This is a genomic window from Sulfurospirillum sp., from assembly GCF_036802865.1.
Lineage (GTDB): Bacteria > Campylobacterota > Campylobacteria > Campylobacterales > Sulfurospirillaceae > Sulfurospirillum.
The window spans coordinates 206,816-228,250 of the sequence record NZ_DAIRVK010000003.1; the positions used below are offsets into that span (position 1 = coordinate 206,816).

19 protein-coding genes and 1 pseudogene are annotated in these 21,435 nt (G+C 36.0%); 3 read left to right on the forward strand and 17 right to left on the reverse strand.

The genetic code is table 11. The features are described from left to right. Window positions 1-7: 7 nt before the first annotated feature. From V7Q04_RS08785 to ciaB, 15 genes and pseudogenes are all read right to left on the reverse strand, one after another. Window positions 8-802, reverse strand: a complete 795-nt coding sequence (locus tag V7Q04_RS08785) for a sulfotransferase domain-containing protein (RefSeq protein WP_333804625.1) — start codon at window positions 800-802, stop codon at window positions 8-10. Next, window positions 802-2,076, reverse strand: coding sequence for an ABC transporter ATP-binding protein (locus tag V7Q04_RS08790; protein WP_333804626.1), 1,275 nt, complete (start codon window positions 2,074-2,076; stop codon window positions 802-804). The genes V7Q04_RS08785 and V7Q04_RS08790 overlap by 1 nt, the downstream gene beginning before the upstream one ends. Then, complete coding sequence (locus V7Q04_RS08795) at window positions 2,076-2,885, reverse strand: ABC transporter permease (protein WP_333804627.1); 810 nt, start codon at window positions 2,883-2,885, stop codon at window positions 2,076-2,078. The genes V7Q04_RS08790 and V7Q04_RS08795 overlap by 1 nt, the downstream gene beginning before the upstream one ends. Continuing rightward, window positions 2,882-3,658, reverse strand: coding sequence for a 3'(2'),5'-bisphosphate nucleotidase CysQ (gene cysQ, locus V7Q04_RS08800; protein ID WP_333804628.1), 777 nt, complete (start codon window positions 3,656-3,658; stop codon window positions 2,882-2,884). Before cysQ ends, V7Q04_RS08795 begins: the two co-directional genes overlap by 4 nt. After that, window positions 3,648-4,391, reverse strand: coding sequence for a hypothetical protein (locus V7Q04_RS08805; protein WP_333804629.1), 744 nt, complete (start codon window positions 4,389-4,391; stop codon window positions 3,648-3,650). The genes cysQ and V7Q04_RS08805 overlap by 11 nt, the downstream gene beginning before the upstream one ends. After that, complete coding sequence (gene cysC / locus V7Q04_RS08810; protein WP_333804630.1) at window positions 4,388-5,113, reverse strand: adenylyl-sulfate kinase; 726 nt, start codon at window positions 5,111-5,113, stop codon at window positions 4,388-4,390. The genes V7Q04_RS08805 and cysC (V7Q04_RS08810) overlap by 4 nt, the downstream gene beginning before the upstream one ends. A gap of 202 nt (window positions 5,114-5,315) precedes the next feature. Then, window positions 5,316-5,894, reverse strand: a pseudogene (gene cysC / locus V7Q04_RS08815) (adenylyl-sulfate kinase); the annotation flags it as partial. A gap of 133 nt (window positions 5,895-6,027) precedes the next feature. Continuing rightward, complete coding sequence (gene rfbD / locus V7Q04_RS08820) at window positions 6,028-6,882, reverse strand: dTDP-4-dehydrorhamnose reductase (RefSeq protein WP_333804631.1); 855 nt, start codon at window positions 6,880-6,882, stop codon at window positions 6,028-6,030. Next, window positions 6,875-7,450, reverse strand: coding sequence for a dTDP-4-dehydrorhamnose 3,5-epimerase (gene rfbC, locus V7Q04_RS08825; protein ID WP_333804632.1), 576 nt, complete (start codon window positions 7,448-7,450; stop codon window positions 6,875-6,877). Before rfbC ends, rfbD begins: the two co-directional genes overlap by 8 nt. A 776-nt stretch (window positions 7,451-8,226) precedes the next feature. Then, window positions 8,227-9,228 carry a UDP-glucose 4-epimerase GalE gene (gene galE / locus V7Q04_RS08830; RefSeq protein WP_333804633.1) on the reverse strand — a complete coding sequence of 334 codons (1,002 nt, stop codon included), beginning with the start codon at window positions 9,226-9,228 and terminating at the stop codon, window positions 8,227-8,229. 715 nt (window positions 9,229-9,943) lie between these two features. Then, the gene (locus tag V7Q04_RS08835; protein ID WP_333804634.1) at window positions 9,944-11,713 is read right to left on the reverse strand and encodes a GGDEF domain-containing protein; all 1,770 of its coding nucleotides are present in this window, start codon (window positions 11,711-11,713) and stop codon (window positions 9,944-9,946) included. 74 nt (window positions 11,714-11,787) lie between these two features. After that, window positions 11,788-12,384: a hypothetical protein gene (locus V7Q04_RS08840; RefSeq protein WP_333804635.1), complete on the reverse strand. Its 597-nt coding sequence runs from the start codon at window positions 12,382-12,384 to the stop codon at window positions 11,788-11,790. 100 nt (window positions 12,385-12,484) lie between these two features. After that, entirely contained in the window at window positions 12,485-13,177 is a 693-nt protein-coding gene (locus tag V7Q04_RS08845; protein ID WP_333804636.1) for an ABC transporter permease, read from the reverse strand. 56 nt (window positions 13,178-13,233) lie between these two features. Beyond that, window positions 13,234-14,679, reverse strand: coding sequence for an acetyl-CoA carboxylase biotin carboxylase subunit (locus V7Q04_RS08850; RefSeq protein ID WP_333804637.1), 1,446 nt, complete (start codon window positions 14,677-14,679; stop codon window positions 13,234-13,236). 91 nt (window positions 14,680-14,770) lie between these two features. After that, complete coding sequence (gene ciaB, locus V7Q04_RS08855) at window positions 14,771-16,630, reverse strand: invasion protein CiaB (protein WP_333804638.1); 1,860 nt, start codon at window positions 16,628-16,630, stop codon at window positions 14,771-14,773. A gap of 171 nt (window positions 16,631-16,801) precedes the next feature. Between ciaB and V7Q04_RS08860 the strand changes: the two genes are divergently transcribed. From V7Q04_RS08860 to V7Q04_RS08870, 3 genes are all read left to right on the forward strand, one after another. Beyond that, window positions 16,802-17,929 (forward strand): hypothetical protein, encoded by a 1,128-nt coding sequence (locus V7Q04_RS08860; RefSeq protein ID WP_333804639.1) that lies wholly within the window; start codon window positions 16,802-16,804, stop codon window positions 17,927-17,929. Window positions 17,930-18,140: 211 nt separating this feature from the next. Beyond that, window positions 18,141-19,394, forward strand: a complete 1,254-nt coding sequence (locus tag V7Q04_RS08865) for a DEAD/DEAH box helicase (protein WP_333804640.1) — start codon at window positions 18,141-18,143, stop codon at window positions 19,392-19,394. Next, window positions 19,391-19,849 carry a YaiI/YqxD family protein gene (locus tag V7Q04_RS08870; RefSeq protein ID WP_333804641.1) on the forward strand — a complete coding sequence of 153 codons (459 nt, stop codon included), beginning with the start codon at window positions 19,391-19,393 and terminating at the stop codon, window positions 19,847-19,849. Before V7Q04_RS08865 ends, V7Q04_RS08870 begins: the two co-directional genes overlap by 4 nt. Before the next feature lie 3 nt (window positions 19,850-19,852). Here the strand turns inward: V7Q04_RS08870 and V7Q04_RS08875 are convergent, their stop codons facing one another. Further along, window positions 19,853-20,482, reverse strand: a complete 630-nt coding sequence (locus V7Q04_RS08875) for a YkgJ family cysteine cluster protein (RefSeq protein WP_333804642.1) — start codon at window positions 20,480-20,482, stop codon at window positions 19,853-19,855. Between the two features lie 153 nt (window positions 20,483-20,635). Further along, window positions 20,636-21,424, reverse strand: coding sequence for a phosphate ABC transporter ATP-binding protein PstB (gene pstB, locus V7Q04_RS08880; protein WP_333804711.1), 789 nt, complete (start codon window positions 21,422-21,424; stop codon window positions 20,636-20,638). Window positions 21,425-21,435: the final 11 nt, after the last annotated feature.

The following is a 21,435-nucleotide window of genomic DNA, read 5'->3' on the forward strand; positions in this document are numbered from 1 at the left end:
GTTATTTTTACCATTGATAATCTTTCTCATATTTAAGAGTTATCAAATCCTGACCTATACTTTTTTTACATAATGCTTTATGCAACTCAGTATAATAATTTTTGTAATCGCCAATAATGCCTTTTCTAAAATGAGATGCTTTATCCTCTTCACCAGGATTTCTTCCATTGGAAAATTTCGAAAATGAGAACTCTGATAATGTATGCTTTAACTTTTCATCGTTTAAATCTAGTTTTTTTTCAATAAAAATATTTTTGATAGTATCAAAGGGATTTACAAAAAAATCTTCATATTTTATTGAGCAAACATCTTTATTTGTAATCCAGGCTAAAGTATTTTTTGTAAAATAGGCAGCCCCACCATAATCTACTAATTCATTATCTATAGTAGTTATCAATCCACCACTTAACATCAATGCAACAGCATCACTTTCTGACATACGTGATAAAGTATTATGTAATGCATGATGAGTTAATGCATTTTTAATATAAAAAGTCGCTGACAATTGAGCATCTCTTGGATCTCTATAAAGGTGTATTGTTAATGTTTCCTTATTTTCAATGATAGCCTGTATTTCATCGGTTAGTTGATAATGAGCACATAAAATTTGTCCGTCCTTCAATTCTAAGTAAGTTTTGTCAAATTTGTATGGATCCCATTCAGGAGCCCTTGGCACTAAACCATCTGCAAACCTTGGCTCTATCTTTTCAAAATTAAATAACTTCGCTAAAAAATCAAAAAAAAATGTTGTTCCAGACCTTGGCATTGTTGTTAAAAGGATTCTTTTTATATTTTTGGACATCAATCCTCCACTAAATAATTTGTATCTAAGCTCATCAATACATGAATTTGCTTCTTAGAATATAATTCAATACATATTGCATTTTCAACCCTATCTAACAACTCAATACTCTCTTCTGTTAACATTCCTACAGTAGGTGTAAATGTATATTGCCCTGGATGCAGAAACGGAATTTTTATTTCGATTTTAATAGTTCTCTTTGCTCTAATACCTATACTACCTATTTTTGTTTGTTCCATTTCATTATTGTTACTAGCTATTTCGATACCTTTGGAGGTTTTTAGGATATAGCCAACTGTTAGGTTATGAATGTGGTAATCCGTAGTATTTTGAAAAGTCATTCTTAAAATAATAGTTGAATTATTATTTATACTTTGAATTGGATTCATATTTTTGTCATATAATCCAATTCCTAATACTTGGCAACGTTGGTTTCCAAGTCTTTTTTGGAGATTTGGAATATAATTTTCTTCATTTTCTTTTAGATAATAAAAAAAATTTCGATTTATATTATTTTCACTTGATTGATTGATTCGCCTCTGAAATATATGTGCCAAATAATTATCAGTTACCTCTATCGCATTTCCTTGAATAACCAACTTGCCATTGTTTATAAATAATGCCTTATCGCAAATATTCTTTATGATTGTGCTATCATGTGAAACAAATAAAATTGTTTTCCCACTATTTTTTAAATTCTTTAAATGAGCCATGCATTTTTGAACAAAAAAGACATCTCCGACAGCTAAGGCTTCATCCACAATCAAAATATCAGGATCAACATTGATTGCTATTGCAAATGCAAGTCGCGCAAACATTCCACTACTATAAGATTTAACCGGCTGATGTATAAAATCACCAATATCTGCAAAGGCCAAAATTTCGTCTACTTTTTGGTTTATTTCATCACGGCTGTAGTACATGAGAGTACCTTGAAGATATATATTTTCTATCCCAGTATATTCAGGATTAAAGCCAGCTCCTAATTCCAAAAGTGAAGCTATACGTCCATTAACATTTACACTGCCAGATGTTGGAGTTATAACTCCTGTAATAATTTTTAAAAGTGTACTTTTACCTGCTCCATTTTGTCCGATAATCCCAACTGTTTCGCCTCTTTTTATTTCAAAGTTTATATTGTCTAATGCATAAAAAGGCTTATGATATTGCTTTTTCAAAGGGTGCAACGCTTCTTTAAGCATATCAATGGGTTTATCATAAAGTTTATATATTTTTGTCAGATGATTAACTTTAATCGCTGTTGATTTTAGCATTAGATAACATCCGCAAAGTGAGGTCTTAGTCTTCTAAAAATAATTGCACCTGCTATAAAAACAACTAAAGATATACCCCAAAATTGTAAGGTTTCAAGTGGCTTTTCCCAAAACCATATATGATTTATGAATGTATCACGATAGCCTTGCGTTATATAGTAAGCTGGATTTAATTTGAACCATACTAGATATGTTTGAGGAATCATATCTAATGACCAAAAAATAGGAGTTAACCAAAAACCAAATTGCATTGCCATCCCAATAAGTTGTTCTAGGTCGCGAAAGAAAACAATGATACTACTTGTTATCCAAGCAACACCTAGTAAAAAAACGAGTGTCGCAAAAAAATAATAGATGATTTGTAGCCAAAAAAGCGTAGGCTCAAAGCTATAAGCTAAGTACATGAACATCATGAAAAAAATGAAAAAAAGATGAATAGTAGCTGATGAAATGATTTTTACTATGGGTAACAAGTGTATTCTAAATACAATTTTTTTTACTAAATACGCATTATCTAAAATAGCTTTTGACGAAGAAACTACCGCTTCAGCAATAAAAAACCAAGGTAAAATACCAGCAACAAGCCATAAAATAAAAGGAGTCCCTTCTATAGGAGTTGCTCTAAATCCGACTTGAAATACAAACCAAAAAATAAGAATGGTTATTGTTGGTTGAATAAATGCCCAAAAAATACCAAGATAGTTATTTAAATAGCGTGATTTGAAATCATTTTTTACTAATTCAGCAAGCAATTGTCGATTTTGATAAATATCCCGTAAAAAACGATAAAGCATCTTAATATATTTCATAATTTTTCTACCACTACAAACCAAGGATTGACTAGCTTTTCTTTGTTGTATTCTAATAAATTATTGCTTTTATACTGATAAACTATTTTTCCGCTTTCTCGAACAATCGCATCAGCAGCTGCAGTATCCCATTCCATTGTCGGAGCCAAACGAGGATAAACATCAGCAGTACCTTCTGCAACCATGCAAAGTTTTAGTGAACTGCCCGTAGAAATTCGCTCAATCTTCTCAGACGGAAGAGCATCAATAAAAGCTTGCGTTTCAGCTGAAAGATGTGATTTAGAAACAACAACGCAGAGTTTTTTTGCAGGTGAAGTATTGGTCAAAAAAGGCAATTTGATGCCATTTTTGTAAGCACCTTCATTTTTTTTAGCCCAGAAGATTTCACCTAAAGCTGGCGCATACACAACTCCCAATACAGGAGTCTCGTGATAAATAAGAGCAATATTGATTGTAAATTCTCCATTTTTCTTAATAAATTCCTTTGTTCCATCAATGGGGTCAATACACCAGTAGTATTCCCATGCTTTACGTATCGAATAAGGAACTTCTTGGTTTTCTTCACTTAAGATAGGCACCAAAGGGTATAATCGTTGTAAAGAATCACAAATAATGCTATTGGCTTTTTTATCGGCTTGTGTCAATGGACTATCATCTGCTTTATACTCTATTGTAAAATCTGTTTGATAGATTTGCATAACTGCAGTACCTGCTACAATAGCGATATCCTTAATAGCTTCAATATCTATCGAAACTAAAAAATTATGATTCAATTTCTTCCTTTTTTTCATCAATATAATGGAAAATTGCTTCTTTAATACTCTCTAGTTTATTTGGATTTCCTTGAAGTGTAGCAAAATGTTTATGCGCATCTTCATTTTTTTCAATATGTATATGAGCAATCGCTGAACAAATATCTAAAAATACACTATAGGGAACATCATCCCCTCGTTTTAAAAAATAAATTGCTCGTTGTAAAGAAACAAAAGGATTATTGCTAATTCTTGATAAATGATTTATTTTTGTATTGATGTAATGCACAAACTCAGCACGCATATCACATTCAATTACTTTTAGTACCCTATAACGTGTATCATAATGGCATTCAAATGCAATTTTCGTTGAATCAAAATCAAAACCATCAACAACTTGCGTCAACGTTGCATTGTCAAATCGTTCTCTGTATATCAATTGATAGATATCATTTTTATACCTATACGTATAAGAATTATTTTCATATTCGAAATACTCCCTATTTAAGGCATCATGAACGATTTCTCGTTCATCTTTCGAAGGAAAAAAAAGATCCAAATCTCTGAATGTATCAGCCTTTATACAAGAACCAGCTAAGTAAAAACGTATGGTTTCTTGCTCAATATCTTTAATTAAAAGTCTTTGAAAAAAACTATTGAGCTTTAATATAATATTATCCAAACGGTAATCAAACTGTAATGCCGTATCATAGTGAATAAAACTTTCATAACGTTTCCAAAAATCAAATATCATTTGATATATCTCTTTTTAATAAATTTAATAATATGTTCAGCCGCTTCTTCCGCAGAAACCTCATCTGTATCAATGACGATATCAGCATGCTTTGGTTCTTCATACACATCACTGATACCTGTAAAATTTTGGTATTCTCCACAGATAGCTTTTTCATACACGTGCTTATAGTCTCTTTTTTTGCATGTTTCAATATCTGCTTTGATGTAAACAATAATATTGTTTTTCACCATGTTAGCAATAATTTCTCTCGATTCTTCATAAGGCGATACAAACGATGCCACGGTGGAAATAGCATTTTTTTGCAAAGTACAAATAAGATGTCCAACTCTATGTAGATGCTGATTTCTAGAATTTCGTGTAAAACCAATATCTGGAATCAGCTCGCGAATATCTTTAGAATCAATGCGCTCAAGAGGGATATCTAATTGTCTTAATTTTTGATGCACCAAATCGCCAACAGTCGTTTTACCACAAAGAGGTAATCCTGTAAGCCAAATGTTAAAAGGCTCAATTTTTTTTCTGCCCCATCTCACTTTGAGCCAAACACGTTCATGTAACCAGTACAATCCTATTTTAGAGAATGTTTCTGCAAGGCCTGTATAAAATGCCAAATCTAAACGACCAACAAAAAGAAACACAATTAACATCGTTGTGCATGTACCAGCCACTCTATAAGTAATTCCTTTAACAACTGATCGAATATTCGTTTCTTTTAACATCTTAAATTCTCTCGCATTTCCATTCAGGATAATGCTTTAGAATATATCTATTTAAATCAACTTCAGCAAGTGTATACTTTTTGCTATTCACTTTTATTTCTGTATTTTTTGTTTTGCTCATTGCATTATGTGCATCTTGCTGTGGTAACGTGATTAGTGTAGCAGAAGATAAATTTTTATCTTGAATGTAGCCGTTATGAACAAGATAATTTAATATAAAACTACACGCCTCATCTACTGTCATCTGATCACTTTTAACATGAAGCTCAGGGGTAATTGGCTGTTCATAGGGAGAATCTATACCTGTGAAATTTTTAATCGCACCCTGCCTTACTTTTTTATACAATCCCTTAGGATCTCTTGCTTCACACACTTCTAATGGAGCATCAACAAATACTTCAATAAATTCTCCATAAACAACTAAACTTCTTGCAATGTGCCTATCAGCTATAAAAGGCGAAATAAACGCAGAAATAATAATATGCCCACTTTCAACAAAGAGTTTAGCAACTTCTCCTATACGTCTTATATTTTCAACCCTAGAATGTTCATCAAACCCCAAATCCTTATTGAGTCCATGACGTATATTATCACCATCTAACACATAGGTTTTATTACCATTTTCAAATAATTTTTGCTCTAAAACATTTGCGATTGTTGACTTTCCGCTACCACTTAAGCCTGTTAACCAAATAATACATGGTTTTTGTTGGTAATGTTCAGAACGTTGCTCTTTCGTTATATTAAGTTCATGCCATTGAATATGTTTTGAATGTATCATTTTAATCCTAAAATATCTTTTGTAATGCAGATCAAAGATACAATAAACTGACTATTTATACTATTTAAAGGCATTTTTATTCCTTGCTACTTTTAGCATATGTATATTTATTATCTATCGAACTATAAAGATCTCAAAGTTTTCGTAAGCATTGCGCTAAACTATCTTTCCAAAAAGGAATTTCAATATTAAAATTATTTTTGATTTTTGATTTATTTAATAATGAATAATGTGGTCTTTTTGCTGGAGTTGGATATTGAAAAGTTTCTATAGGATTGATTTTGCATTCAAGATTCATTATACTCATAATCTCTTTAGCAAAATCATACCAGCTACATACACCTTCATTTGAATAATGGAATACGGCTGTTTCATTTGTATTTATTTGAGGAACAATTTCCAATATGGTCTCTGCTAAATCATGTGCATACGTAGGTGAACCCACTTGATCATAAATAACTCCTAAGCTTTTTTTCTCTTTTCCTAATCTAAGCATTGTCTTAACAAAATTATTACCATAACTGCTATAAACCCAAGATGTCCTAATAATAATTGAATTTGGAACATTGAGCTTTTGTAAGGCCTTTTCTCCTGCTAATTTGGTAGATCCATAAACAGATTGGGGGCTAACATTATCTGTCTCAGTATAAGGCAAATAACTTTTACCATCAAAAACATAATCAGTAGACAGATGAATTAATTTGATCATTTTTTCTTTAGCACAACTTGCCAAAAGATGTACTGCATAGTGATTTATTTTATCAGCATTAGCGATATCTGTTTCAGCTTTATCAACAGCTGTATAAGCTGCACAATTGATAATAACATCAATACAATATGTTTCAAGATATTTTTTAATAGTTATCTCATCGGAAATATCAAAATTGGCTTTATCTGTGAAATAAAAATTATATGGATAGGTCTTTGAAATAGCTTTTAACTCACTTCCTACTTGTCCATTTGCTCCTGTTACTAAAATATTAAGCATAATAATCTACATCATAGGAAAAAAGATCTTTTACCGCTAAAAGCTTCGGTTGATTTAAGTCTTTGGCAGAAAGACTTAAATCCTCATGCGGCATTTGCCAATTAATATTAAAACTAGGCTCATCAAATGCAATTCCACGGTCATATTCTGGGGCATAATAATTGTCTACTTTATATGTGAATGTACATGTATCACTCAAAACAACAAAACCATGAAGGAACCCTCTTGGAATGAACATTTGACGTTTATTCTTTCCATTTAGCTCCACAGCCACATGTTTTCCAAAGGTGGGACTGCCTACCCTTATATCTACAGCAACATCTAGTACTCTACCATCAATCACGCGAACAAGTTTAGACTGGCTAAAGGGTGCTAATTGGTAGTGTAGTCCCCTTAAGACCCCGCGATGGCTTCTGGATTCATTGTCTTGACAAAAGTTTACTTTAAAACCTAAAAATTCTTCAAATTTGTCATGTCTATAAGTTTCTACAAAATAACCTCTCTCATCTCCATGTACTTTGGGGTCAATAATAATAACATCGGGTATGACTGCTCTTATAAAATTCATCTTAATGCTTTCCTTACATTGGCATGTATTATAAAGGTACTCAATATACTAGTTTTAACAGTAGTTTAGCGAGTTCTAAAGGTTTTATTTACTGATATAATCCTTTTCTTAAGCTATCTCTTCCAAACATGCCACGTTAAGTCCTTGTCTATATTCAATGGTCTGCCTAAACATACTTATATCAAATAAGCTTTTGTTAATTTCCGTATCTAACCATACATATCCCTTGTCCAATTAATTCAACCTTAAGATTTTTGTACGCAAGATAAGCTCGATTAACTGTCATGATTTTTAGTTCACATTTAGAGAATATTTTGTACGATTTTGACAACAGAATATTTACGCTTAGGCTTTTTTTGTTTTTCTTCTATTCTGCTGACATTGCCCTCTTCTTCAACGTTTTAAACCAATTTTTTTCAAAGCTCTATAAGTCCTTGACCATAAAGAGAATATTGTCACCAACAATCAAACAGGCACACCATCATCTCCTATAAAATCAGTTCATAATATATAATGTTTACATCAGACTATCAGGACTTAGCTGAACAACATAACTAAATTGTATTCCGAAATCTGCACTATCTCCTAAAAACTTTTTAGATCATGGTAAATCGTGTGGAGTATCAATGATCTAAAATCTTATAATATCATCTAACATAAATATCGAAAGTGGATAATAAATTATCAGTTTATCTGCAAATCTAGGCACTAATTACTTGGCCACGCTCTTTGTAATACGTTAAAACCTTGTTTCACTTTTTTACTCTTCTCACTCATCATACATAACCTTTTGGATTTTTTACTTGAAAATTCCACATATCTGTACACATAGCATCTAAATTACGCTTAGCTTCCCAAGAAAGCATCTCTTTTGCTAAAGTAGGGTCTGAATAAAATTCTGCAATGTCTCCTGCACGTCTTGGCACAATCATATAAGATACATTTTTACCACAAGCTTTACTAAAAGCATGAATAACATCTAGTACACTATAGCCTTTTCCTGAACCAAGATTAATCGCTGTACATTGAGGTTTATTTATTGTTTGTAGAGCTTTAACATGCCCAAGAGCAAGATCAACAACATGAATATAATCTCTTATTCCTGTACCATCTTTGGTGGGATAATTATCACCAAAAACGCTCACTTTTTCTCGTTTGCCAACAGCTACTTGGGCAATGTAAGGCATAAGATTATTGGGAGTTCCTTTGGGATCTTCGCCTATAAGCCCACTTTCATGTGCACCAACGGGATTGAAATAACGAAGAATCATTATTCTCCAAGTTTGGTCACTTACATATAAATTGCGCAACATTTCTTCGATAACAAGTTTGGTTTGGGCATAAGGGTTGGTTGTTCGTAAAGGATGTTCTTCTGTAAAAGGTAAAAATTCTGGATCACCATAAACGGTAGCAGAAGAACTAAAAACAAGCTTCCTAACATGTAATTTTTGCATAACTCTTACTAAACACAGTGTTCCATATACATTAACATCATAATATTCTAAAGGTTTTTCAACCGATTCACCTACTGCTTTAAGACCTGCAAAATGAATAACGGCATCACATCCAAAAAGTGCTTTCTCAATTGCATCTTCATCTCGAATATCACCGTTTATAAACAAAATAGATTTACCAGTTATTTTTTCTATGCGTTTTAATACTTCAGGGGTACTGTTAGAAAAATTATCGAAAACGACAAGATCATAACCTACGTTAAGGAGTTCTACACATGTATGGGAGCCTATATATCCTGCTCCACCTGTTACCAAAACTTTCATACAGTTCTCTTTCTTCCTCAAAATACTTACATGTTTGACAAATTTACAATAAATATTTCTTACATTAATATTGAATAAATTATAACTGACTATTACTTTATTGTTAGTTAATCTCCCTCTCCACTATTGAATGAGAAATTACTCAAATCTTTATAAATATATTACTAACAATCTATAAACTATCTTAATATTTTTCAATCAAAACGTTTTAATTTATAAAAATATTTAGTATTTTTCCAAGTATGCCTCATAATGTACTTCCCAAAAAGCACATTATGAAAAAAATTTCGATGGTACACAGAAGAGGCCTACTCCAAAACTGATCTGTCAACACAAAATGATACACGGGTACAAATATGTCTAAGTACTCATGTGGTTTTTGTAATAGTTTATTTTCAAAATAAACTATTACAAATGACCATTACTAAAGGGGTAACCTCTCTCTATTATAAAACACTTCAATATATGCAAATATAGTTTGATTTGCTTGACTCCTCGTTTTAATTTTTATGGTGTGTCAGTTCTGTTTTTAATGAATGACAAGAACTTTCTACAAGAGTATTATCATAACAATTTCCCTTAGCACTACTCATACTTTAAACGATACCATACTCTTTAAGCAGAGATTTATGAGTATCGGAAGCATATTGACTGCCACGATACCAGATTATGTTTTAATATTTTACAAACAAATTCACAATCTAATAAATTTTACTTAATGTTTAATCACACCAAGATCTACACATGAAATATGTTTAGGAGAGGCTTTAGCACTTTTTTTCAGCACGCCAAAGATTTCATTGAGTTCATTATCGTCAAAGTCATGTTGGTAACCAAAGCCATGGCAAATGACTGCTGCGCTTACTGTCATCAAAGGGAAAGGCTGTATAACGCCATCACGATTTTTAGCCATGATGTAGCCCGAACTGAGCCCTTGCTCGCAATAAAAACTCTTGATGTCTTCTGAGAATTTGGTGACAATCTCTAAAACAATGTCATACACCTTCTCAAATGTATCGTCCTCTTTGAGGCTCCATCCTAAGAAAAAATCATCCCCACCAACATGTCCAACCAAACACTCATCAAACCCTACAGAGCTTTTAAGAATGTCCGCAAAAAGGGTAATGGCACGATCACCCTTTCGAAACCCATAGTAGTCATTAAACGGCTTAAAATTGTCAAAATCAAAGTACGCCATCATCACTTTTTCTTTTGAGTCCATTGCATTGGCTACAAACTCGTTGATAATGCGGTTACCTGAAAGACCAGTGAGAGGATTTTGATCTTTGGCATCGACAATATTTTTCTCATTGATAATTTCTAAAAGCACTTTAGAACTAAGATAACCAACATATTTTTCATTTTCGGTAATCATAATGGCATCGTTGTCATCATCAAACGCGTAAATTTTTAAAATCTTTTCTATGGGATCGTTAATGTCCGCACGACCACAATGCGAAATGATATTTTTAAGACTCCCTTGTGTAATATTTGAGAGTAAGGCTTTGCCATAGTTAGAATAAATATACGCCTTAATATCGCCATCTTTGATAATACCAAGCGGTGTCATATCGCGCGCTAAAACAGGTACAAAATGCGTTTTTTTATCGCTTTTTAGCACATCATAGACTTCATTGATATGCGAATCAACAAAAACAGTATGGCTTCTTTGAAGGTATTTATCGATGTTGGAAATTTTACCACTTTTGCGTTTGTCATTTTGAGAAACCAATTTGAGGTGTTCATAACTGCTCATTATTTCAGTCACATCAAGGGTTGGTCTTTGAACAAAATAACCTTGCACCATATTGCAGCCCAGTTTCTTACACTCAATATACTCCTCTTCGCATTCCACACCTTCCGCAATCGTAAAAATCCCCATCGCTTGAGCGATCTGAACAATAGAGCTGACAAAAAGGCGTTTCTTTTTACTAAGGTGTATTTCACTGATGAAAAAGCGATCAATCTTGATGAAATTAGGATCTGCATTAAAAAGCATCTGAAGCCCTGAAAAACCGACACCAAAGTCATCGATTGCCATCTTATAGCCTTGTTGCTTGTAAAGATTAAGAACAAGCTTATCCACACCAGCATACATACCAACTTGATGCTTCTCGGAGAGTTCAAAACAGATATTGGAAGTATCCATTTCATACGTTGAAAGAAGCTCACAGGTATAGCCTGTCTTAAAATCAGGCATCATCGTAATACGATTATCAAGGTTGTAAAAGAGTTTAGTGTGTTTAGAAAAAGGTAGAAGTGAGAATTTATGAATCGCTTTTTCACGCAGTTTAACATCAATTTGATAGAGTGTTTTTTCGCTATATGCCGAATCAAAAATACAATCAATCGTAGTAAATCCAGCAGATTCATAGTTACGAATTAACGCTTCAACGGCATAAAGTTTTCCGGTGTAAATATTGACAATAGGTTGAAAGGCAAAGTCTGCCACTTCAATAAGTTTTTGCCACTTTTCGTTTAACATTGAGTATGATTCCTTCATTGGAAATGAAGGAATCATACTCTCACACGATTACTAAACCATTACAGTTAAAGAGTTTAGTCGCAGTTCTCCACGCAGATTTTATGTGGTATCACTTGACCGCCACAGCCTACAAAACAGTTGTCATAGCTTTGTTCACATCCACAATTGGTGGTACAAAAGCTTTGTTGATTGACTAAGATTTGCTCAAATGTCGGTCTTGCAGGAACCCACGGTTCACGAGGACGATCATGGCTTAAGCGCTTCATATAACGTTGTAACTCATCACGTTTTTGACAGGCATACGCATCTCTGTTTCGCTCACACTGACTTTGATAATGGCTAAGATCACGACTGTAATCGTAATAGTCTCTCTGCCAATTGCGCAATTCATGCTCATACTGCATCGCATCCATTCGGTAACGGCTATATGCTATTTCATATGCCCGTTGTTCTTCTACCTCAACAGCTTTAGCTTTAGCATACGCATCATCAAGGCAATATTGATAATTTTGTTGGCATAGATTTTGACACCCTTGCCTGATACTCGAACATTTATTAAGGCATGACTGCGACGCAGACGAAGCAGGAGGGATGTACTGATTTTTAATCATATATCGGGGTCCACATCCAACAAAGAACAGTGCGATAAATACCCAAAGAAAATGGTGCATAGAGCCTCTTTTATAAGTTTTCACGTATTATAGAATAAAATTACAAAGTTTATTTAAAATATTAAGGTTGTATACATCATCAAAACCTAAGACCTTACGTTCAGCGCTCTTTTCGTGTCACATACATGAGGTAGAGAATATTGCTCATAGCACCACTGCTCAAAATCATCGCCATTACTACGATTTGATAGCGGACGGCAATGAGAGGATCAACACCTGAGAGTATCTGTCCTGTCATCATGCCAGGTAATGAGACAAAGCCAACGGCTAAGAAAGAGTTGATTTGAGGAATCATAGAAGCCTTAAAAGCGATGGCTCTGGCTTTTTCACTGTCATGGTTTTCTCGCTCTTTCTCGTAACGCTCTGCACAAAGAGAGATCGCATTCATGGCATTCGCATAAATCATACCAGCAAGAGGAATCACAAAACGAGGCGCTAGTGGGTTTTCAAGATCCAAAACACCCCACAAGACAAGTGCAAGATTAAACGTTCCGCCAAGAGCAATGGCTCCTAAAATGACAAAATACGTCTGTATATCTTTATTGCGGATATTGCGTCTGGCAATCAATGAAGCAGTGGTTACCATCACGACAACAAGCAGAGCCAAAAGCCAGAGCGCATTTGTATTAAACAGCGACGTTAAGACATACCCTATAACAATGAGCTGTATGCTCATACGAAGGGTTGCAAGCGCTATTTCTGTTTTTTTACCCACCCAAATATAATAATAAAAAGCAACTAATATAAGAGGAGGAAGCATATAAAGGAGATTGAGAAGAGAAATGCTCTGCATAGTGTACCTTCAAAAAGAAAGAGGTATGCATAAAGCATACCTCTTAAACGCTGTAGTTATTTGCCTTGGTTTTTAAGTGCCGCAACAATCGCAGCAATGTGCTCATGTTTGGTCTCATCTTCTTCAATATCAAGGATTGCGTCAAGCGTAAATGTAGGAAGTTTTTTATCTAAATAGGTCGTGTTAAAGATACCATTTTTAAAATCTTCATCACGGACAATTTGACGGTGCAATGGAATATTGGTAGGAATACCAGAGATAAGAAATTCATCTAAAGCACGTCTGGCTTTTCGTACAACACCCTCCCAATCAAGTCCCACAATAATCAATTTACCAATCATTGAATCATAATTAGTAGGCACAACATAGTCTTTGAAGCCAATTGCATCAAGTCTTACACCAGGGCCACCAGGAGAAAGATACGTTGTAATGCGACCAGAAGATGGAATAAAGCCATTTTTAGGGTCTTCTGCATTGATTCTAAATTCAATCGCATAACCTCTAAATTTGATGTCTTCTTGCATCACAGACAGCGGTTCACCCTCTGCTATACGAATCATACTTTGAACAATATCCATACCGGTAATCGCTTCGGTAATGGTATGTTCTACTTGAACTCTGGTATTCATCTCGATAAAGAAGAAATTGTCATCTTCATCAACAAGGTATTCAACCGTTCCAACGCTCTCATAGCCTAATTTAAACATCGCTTTTTTAGAAGCTCTGAGTAGCTCATTGCGCACTTTTGGGTTGAGTCTAGGGCTTGGTGCGATTTCAACCACTTTTTGGTGACGTCTTTGAATCGAACAGTCACGCTCACTTAAGTGAATGACGTTACCGTATTTGTCTGCCATGACTTGAACTTCAATATGACGAGGATTTTGAACATATTTTTCAATAAACGCATCCCCACGTCCGAAAAATCGTTCAGCTTCTTTTGTTGCCGCTTCAAACATCGCAACAAACTCTTCCTCTTTTTTGACAATTCGCATACCTTTTCCACCACCACCAAACGCTGCTTTGATGATAACAGGAAAGCCAATCTCACGTGCCACCTTAATCGCTGCATCCATTTCCAAAATTGGCTGATCGGTACCACCAAGAACAGGTACACCTACAGCTTTCATTGCTATTTTTGATGCCATTTTGTCACCAAAAAGCGCAATGTGATCAGGTTTTGGACCAATAAAAATGATGTCATGGTCAATACAATACTGAGCAAAATCAGCATTCTCTGACAAGAAGCCATATCCTGGATGAATCGCGTCTGCACCAACCTCTTTGGCAAGTGCTACGATATTTTTATAATCCAAATAGACTTGAATAGGATCACCTTTAAGCAGATAGCTCTCATCTGCTTTACGGACCCAAACACCATTCGCATCAATGGTTGAAAAAACACAAACACTCTTAATCTCCAACTCTTTACATGCTCTAATGATCCTAAGCGCGATTTCACCGCGATTGGCGATCAATACCTTTGTGATTTTTCGTGCGTACACTTGACAACTCCCACTACAAAATTGAGCATAAATTATAGCACTAAAATATTAAATTAACCTCGGCATTCTATACATAATTTTGACATAACTCTTAAAGCCAATCTGAACGCTTCACACTCTCGTCAATATCTCGTCCTATACGTTGGTGCAATGCCCAATAATGTGCTACGAATGCTTTAATATTTGCCTCTTTTGGCATATAAACCCCTGCTTCTTTTGTGGCATAACGCTCTAGGAAAAGTTGTGCGTCTTCTTTTGCAAGGTAATGCTGTAAAAGCTCAGTATAAGTTTTGAGATACCACGTTTTAAGCCTTTCATACGCCTCAGAAGAGAGATCAATCTGTAATGTCGCATCAAACGCCAATACACCACTTTCAAAAAGACCGGTAAGGTGGATCAATCCTTCGCAATAATAGGGCTCAACTTCACCTGTTTTCATCCAACCGATCAATCCAACAGAGCGTTTAATGACATCACGTAAAAGGGGTAGTTTTAGGCTCTCGTCTTCATCCATAAAGAAGGCAACAAGCCCACCCGTTGTCGCTTTAAACTCTTCTATATTTTTAAAAACACCGCTTTGGTTCATTCGCATTTCGGTATCATGGTCCATCCACAAGATATGCCCAAATTCATGCCCAATGGTACTCACTTCATATACCTGATGCCATAGTGCAGCTTGGTGAAATACAATTTCTCTCTCAGCATTCATAAACGCTTCACCAAAAACCTCTTGATTTATTTTGAGAAAAGGTTTGGCGCGCAGAGAATCTAAAATATTGTCCGCAAAAGCAAAGATTTTTTTGCCAAGTTCACGACTGACCGTTTCATCATTGGGAACCACTTGCGCCGAAAAAAGCCCGTTAAATTCAGCCGCATAAAAAAGAGCAGGCCTTCCAATATAAAGCTGAACACGTTTAAGGTTTGATAGAACATTTTCTTTGATATGTAAAATACCATCACCATTTTGTTCAAAAAGGCGAATAAACATTTTAAGAATACGCTCAAATGTGCCATACGCCCCTTTATTTTCAGGATTTGAAACCCTCACATCCCACTCTAGCGCAACTGCTTTTTTGTAGTGATCTTCGTAGTATTCCAAAGGATGCCCAATCTGAATAGGTGCCGTAATTTTCATCCATTTACGGTCTACTTCTGCCCATTTTGCTATCAAGTCAGCTCTATCTTCTTCCCCAAATGCCTCGTCGAGGGCTTTAAGGTAGTCAATGTAAAATGCTTTTTGACCCCAATCAGGATCTTCCATTTCAGACAAATCGTCGCATAAACTCTGCAAGGTATTGCGTACAGAATCCACTTCAACCCCAAAAGCACTCGCATACGCTTTTGCTTTGTACCCGCCCTCAACTTTTTCCAAAACAGAATACGATCTATCACCATCTTGTCCGGATGGATCTGGATCAAGTAACCCTTTTGTCTGCAACATATGCGCAATAGCTTGAGAATCTTTAGCATATTCCAATTCGAGCAGTGGATTGATCGTATTGATGATGTGTTCCGTCCACGCAGATTGCCACGTACTCATTGCAACACCTACTTCATGAACGCCACGCAAAAGACGTCGGTAAAAAGGTGAGAACAGCCACTCTTTTTGCACTTGCATGATAAGATCGCTATGTGCTTTGATATAAAACTCTTTGACCCAAAGGTAAGCCTTCTCTTTGGCCTGAGAGATAAAAACCTCATCTTTACCCTCTTTTTCGAGCGCTTGAACCATCTGTTCATCACGAAGGTTTATCAAACGGGTAAGTGCCGCAACTCTGTTTTCGCGAATAAGGCTTAGTTCTATACTGGCTAAAAACGTATCTATAAACATTTCAATGCGCTCATCATAGTTTTCAGATTCCACAATGCTAAAGTAACTTCCCAAGGCTCTTTGACGTTCTCCCAAAAGATCGTAAAAGCGCTGTAAATCATTTTCAAATTTTTCACTCATCGTCATTCTCTCATTTTTCATAGTTTTTTAAGTATAATTTTAACTTCCTTTATATCACGAAGAGATTAACTATTCCCTTAATCATGAGCTTTCTTGCATGATTTTTTCGCAATCGCTCGTCTGTGCCATAACGGGATTTACAATGATGCATACTTTTTAGAAGGAACTACGATGTCTGGACGCTATGAAGCCATTAATACCTATCTCAACCGAGGGATCATTGAAGCCAATATTGCTTATGCAAAGATGCATCAAACCTCTTTTTCGATTGTCAAATTTGGATTTGATGTTGATTTGGAAGACGGCTTTTTCTTTAAAGATTTGATTACATTTATCCATACTGAGCTTGGTTTTCATACCTTATTGCAACAAGGTACTGACACATTCTTAATAGTACTACGCGATATTAAAATTCATCACGCTAAAAAAGTGCTCAAAAAGTTAGAACATAACATCAAACAAAATTTCAAAATAGACCTCAAACACATTGGTATGACACTCTTTGATGCTACAGATTCTTATAAAAGCTTACTCGATCGTTTGGATAAGTATTATGTTATGTCACGGCTCTCTACACGTAAAAAGATTTTTTACGGCACTCTCGATTTTGATTTTTACGAAACCCAAAATAAAAACGATGTCTTAGCCTCCATTTTGCGCAAAGACAATACAGTGACTCTGTTCAATCTCTACAATGGTATTCCCATCAAAGAGCAAGCGACGATTGCTAAATTTGATGAGGGCATTGCTCAAATCAAAATCACGACACCTAAGATTTTTTACTACACAAAAGAAAATTTTACGTTTATACAGCATGACAAAATTCCAAGCATTATCAAAGCTAAAATCATCAAAGTTGACCCCGAAAAAGCACTGGTTGTATTGTCGCATTTGGAGTTTTTAGACGCTTCCCCAATGGACCGTATCTATACCAGAGTGCAGCCTTCAAGAGCTATTAATGCTGTACTGCTTCTCAATAAAATCAGGCTTTTGGATGGAACAATAGACACGATTTCAGAAAGTTCGGTTGTTTTACATGTCAAACTTGAGGATGTTGAAAAGATCATTCACAAAGACCTTACGCAAAAAGAGTTTGACATCACCTTTCAACTCCCTACTGAAAAAGGATTTTTAACACCAATTTCGGCAAAGGCAACTATTTTTAGCCTCATCAATGAAACTCTTGTACTCAATATTCAACCCAATACTTTGATGAAATCTAAAATAAAACAGTTTGTCATCATGCGCCAAAATGCTCTTTTAGTGGATCTTAGGCAACAGCTCAAACATCTGGGATAAAGCACTTTACGCTACATTCAATGCATTAATAAACATTTGATGCGTAAAATTAATGAAGAAAAAGCTATGATTATAAGACTATCTATCCAAAGGTGAGCTACGGCTCAATGTAACGTGGCTTCAACCGATTCCATCATAATCTGCTCTTAAGATAGACCAACCGCTGTGACACCATGTCCATTTTTGACACTCAAAAGGAAACCCAAAATTTATGTTATTTTCACAATTAAATCTTAGTGCGCCCATTTTAAAAGCAATTGAGGATGAAGGCTACACAAACCCAACACCCGTGCAAGAAAAAGCTATTCCCCCTATTTTGGAGGGTCGCGATATGCTTGCAGGTGCGCAAACAGGAACCGGAAAAACGGCTGGTTTTACGCTTCCCATCTTAGAACTACTCTCTAAAAAACCTCACAGTAAAGGCAAACCGCTTCTTCGTGTGCTTATCCTTACCCCAACACGTGAACTTGCGGCGCAAGTCGGAGAGAGCGTTAAAACCTATGGTAAATACCTGCCTTTTAAAAGTGCGGTCATTTTTGGAGGGGTTGGCATTCAGCCTCAAATTCAAACCTTACGCGCTGGCATCGACATTCTTGTGGCAACTCCTGGCCGTTTACTTGACCATGTTTCTCAAGGTACGATTGATCTTAAACATATCGACACCTTTGTTCTCGATGAAGCAGACCGTATGCTCGATATGGGATTTATCAAAGATATTCGCCGTGTCATTTCCATACTCCCCGCAAAACGTCAAAACTTGCTCTTTTCAGCGACCTACTCCGATGACATCAAAAAACTCTGTGAGTCGATCTTGAAGAATCCTGCGATTGTTGAAGTGGCACGCCGCAATACCTCCAGTGAACTTGTCAAACAACGTGTCATTTTGGTCGATTGTAAACGTAAAACAGCCCTTTTGGGCAAACTGATCAATGAGAACAAATGGGAGCAAGTACTGGTCTTTACCAGAACCAAACACCACGCCAATAAAGTCTCTGAATACCTTGTAAAAATCGGTATCAGCTCCGCTGCAATTCATGGCAACAAAAGCCAGAGTGCGCGTACCAAAGCTCTCTCCGATTTTAAAAATGGCTCGATTAAAGTTCTTGCGGCTACAGACATCGCAGCACGTGGTCTGGACATCGACCAATTACCTCATGTCGTCAACCTTGAACTGCCAAACATTGCCGAAGACTATGTACACCGCATTGGACGAACAGGACGTGCTGGAAATGCAGGTGAAGCCATCTCTTTAGTCTGTGTGGATGAGCATGAGTATCTACGAGGCATTGAAAAACTGATCAACAAAAAATTTGAGCGTGAAATCATCGAAGGTTTTGAGCCAGACCCTAACATCAAAGCAGAACCGATTCAGCAAGGTCGTGGACCAAGACCACAGGGGCAACCTAAACGCAGAGACAACGCACCTCGTGAATACGTGGAAAAAAGAAGAGAAAGACAGCGATGATGATCTACGTCGATGCCGATGCCTTCCCTAATACGCTCAAAGAAATTCTTCTTCGAGCGGTCTTTAAACGCGGCATCACCACCCATTTTATCGCCAATAAAAAGATACCGCTTCAAGACTCTCCTTTGCTTACGATGATTATCGTCTCACAAGGAGCGGATGAAGCAGATCACTACATCGTCGAACACGCGCAGAGTTCAGACTTGGTTATTACCGCGGATATCCCTTTAGCCGACAGACTGGTCAGCAAAGGTGTGCTTGCGCTTGATCCTAGAGGGAAGATTTACGATGAGAGCAACATTAAAAGTCTACTCGCTATGCGCAATCTTATGCAAGAGCTTCGTGACGCGGGAGAAATCACTGGAGGACCAAGTGCCATTGGTGAAAAACAAAAAAGAGCCTTTGCAGATGCACTCAATGCACTTTTACAAAAAATTCCTACCAAACGTGACTAAGATTTAAGAGACTGCCAATACAGGCTTTTCTGGCTTGGATAAGACATAAAACCATGAATGTTTGAGCGATTCTAAATGCATTTTGATGTATGGATTATCGCTTGGTTTGATATATCGAAACAACGGTATGTCCAACAAATTGCCGACATGTTCAAAATCTTCCAGCGTGTTAACACTTTCAAAAAAAGCATGGGTCTCTTCTAACTTCTCGACAAAATTTTCCAATCTTTTCGTTGCAAACGCACTGTTTAATTTTCCATCACAGCAGACCGAATATCCAGAATCCTGATTGATGGAAGGACAAGCAGTATCGACAAGAACATGCTCAAAATAGGGACTAACAGGGTAAAGTTTACACGCAGGTGGTCGTTGTAAGTAGATGCTACATTGCTGATTGATATAATATTTACAATAATTTTTGCCATCATTCAGAAGTACATATGCAACCAATTTTTGCTCTTTGAAACTAAATAAAATAGGGAAATTCTTATACACTTCTTCAAAATCTTCTAAAATCAAAGGCGATGCGGCAAAGCCTTTGTGTCCATTACAACAATCACCTTCACAGGTTGAACAGCCGTGAAAATGAAAATTATGACGCTTAATATTGACAAAACTTCCTACATTTTCCATACATTCGCTTTATTTTAAAGATGTGCAGTGTAAAAATCGAACTTTTTTCAGAACATTTTACTCTCTGCAAAGCCAAATAAAGCATTTTCAATTCCATGTTATTTGAAAGAGTTTTACATGTAAAGCTTTTTGGCTTTACATGTAATCTTGAAATTATCCAAAACGTCCGGTAATGTAATCTTCAGTTTTCTTCTCTTTTGGGTTAACGAAGAGTGTTTTAGCATCGCTATACTCGATCAAATTTCCTAAATGGAAAAATGCGGTGTAGTCTGCGATACGCGCTGCTTGTTGCATATTGTGAGTGACGATAACGATGGTGTAGTTTTTCTTCAAATCGAGCATCAAGTTCTCAATCTTCTCGGTTGAAATCGGATCCAGTGCGCTGGTTGGCTCATCCATCAAAATAACATCAGGTTCAACCGCAATAGCACGTGCGATACACAAACGTTGTTGTTGCCCACCAGAAAGAGCCGTACCTGGGTCTTTGAGTTTATCTTTAACTTCTTCCCAAAGGTTAGCGCCCCTTAAAGCTCGCTCAACCAACTCATCGCACTCTTTACCTTTTTTGACAATGTCGTGCATCAAAGGAGCATAGGCTACGTTTTCATAGATACTTTTTGGAAAAGGGTTTGGCTGTTGAAACACCATACCCACGCGCTTACGAACCGCTACAACATCAATGTCTTTGTCGTAAATATCGTGCCCATCAATACCAATAAATCCTTCTACTCTACAGTTTTGAACCAAGTCGTTCATGCGGTTGATACAACGCAAAAATGTCGATTTTCCGCATCCGCTCGGTCCTATGAGTGCCGTAATTTTTTTGGTATAAATATCCATATTGATGGAATTCAGCGCTTGTTTTTCACCATAAAAAAGGTTGAGATTTTTAACTTCAATTTTGACCGTTTCTTTAGCGATATTGCTCTCTTCGCGATCCATCATTGTTGTGT

Coding starts and splice junctions, on each gene's coding strand:
- V7Q04_RS08785 (WP_333804625.1), bottom strand. CDS start 802: ATGTCCAAAAATATAAAAAGAATCCTTTTAACAACAATGCCAAGGTCT.
- V7Q04_RS08790 (WP_333804626.1), bottom strand. CDS start 2,076: ATGCTAAAATCAACAGCGATTAAAGTTAATCATCTGACAAAAATATAT.
- V7Q04_RS08795 (WP_333804627.1), bottom strand. CDS start 2,885: ATGAAATATATTAAGATGCTTTATCGTTTTTTACGGGATATTTATCAA.
- V7Q04_RS08805 (WP_333804629.1), bottom strand. CDS start 4,391: ATGATATTTGATTTTTGGAAACGTTATGAAAGTTTTATTCACTATGAT.
- cysC (WP_333804630.1), bottom strand. CDS start 5,113: ATGTTAAAAGAAACGAATATTCGATCAGTTGTTAAAGGAATTACTTAT.
- rfbD (WP_333804631.1), bottom strand. CDS start 6,882: ATGCTTAATATTTTAGTAACAGGAGCAAATGGACAAGTAGGAAGTGAG.
- rfbC (WP_333804632.1), bottom strand. CDS start 7,450: ATGAATTTTATAAGAGCAGTCATACCCGATGTTATTATTATTGACCCC.
- galE (WP_333804633.1), bottom strand. CDS start 9,228: ATGAAAGTTTTGGTAACAGGTGGAGCAGGATATATAGGCTCCCATACA.
- V7Q04_RS08835 (WP_333804634.1), bottom strand. CDS start 11,713: ATGTTAAACGAAAAGTGGCAAAAACTTATTGAAGTGGCAGACTTTGCC.
- V7Q04_RS08840 (WP_333804635.1), bottom strand. CDS start 12,384: ATGCACCATTTTCTTTGGGTATTTATCGCACTGTTCTTTGTTGGATGT.
- V7Q04_RS08845 (WP_333804636.1), bottom strand. CDS start 13,177: ATGCAGAGCATTTCTCTTCTCAATCTCCTTTATATGCTTCCTCCTCTT.
- ciaB (WP_333804638.1), bottom strand. CDS start 16,630: ATGAGTGAAAAATTTGAAAATGATTTACAGCGCTTTTACGATCTTTTG.
- V7Q04_RS08860 (WP_333804639.1), top strand. CDS start 16,802: ATGTCTGGACGCTATGAAGCCATTAATACCTATCTCAACCGAGGGATC.
- V7Q04_RS08865 (WP_333804640.1), top strand. CDS start 18,141: ATGTTATTTTCACAATTAAATCTTAGTGCGCCCATTTTAAAAGCAATT.
- V7Q04_RS08870 (WP_333804641.1), top strand. CDS start 19,391: ATGATGATCTACGTCGATGCCGATGCCTTCCCTAATACGCTCAAAGAA.
- V7Q04_RS08875 (WP_333804642.1), bottom strand. CDS start 20,482: ATGGAAAATGTAGGAAGTTTTGTCAATATTAAGCGTCATAATTTTCAT.
- pstB (WP_333804711.1), bottom strand. CDS start 21,424: ATGGATCGCGAAGAGAGCAATATCGCTAAAGAAACGGTCAAAATTGAA.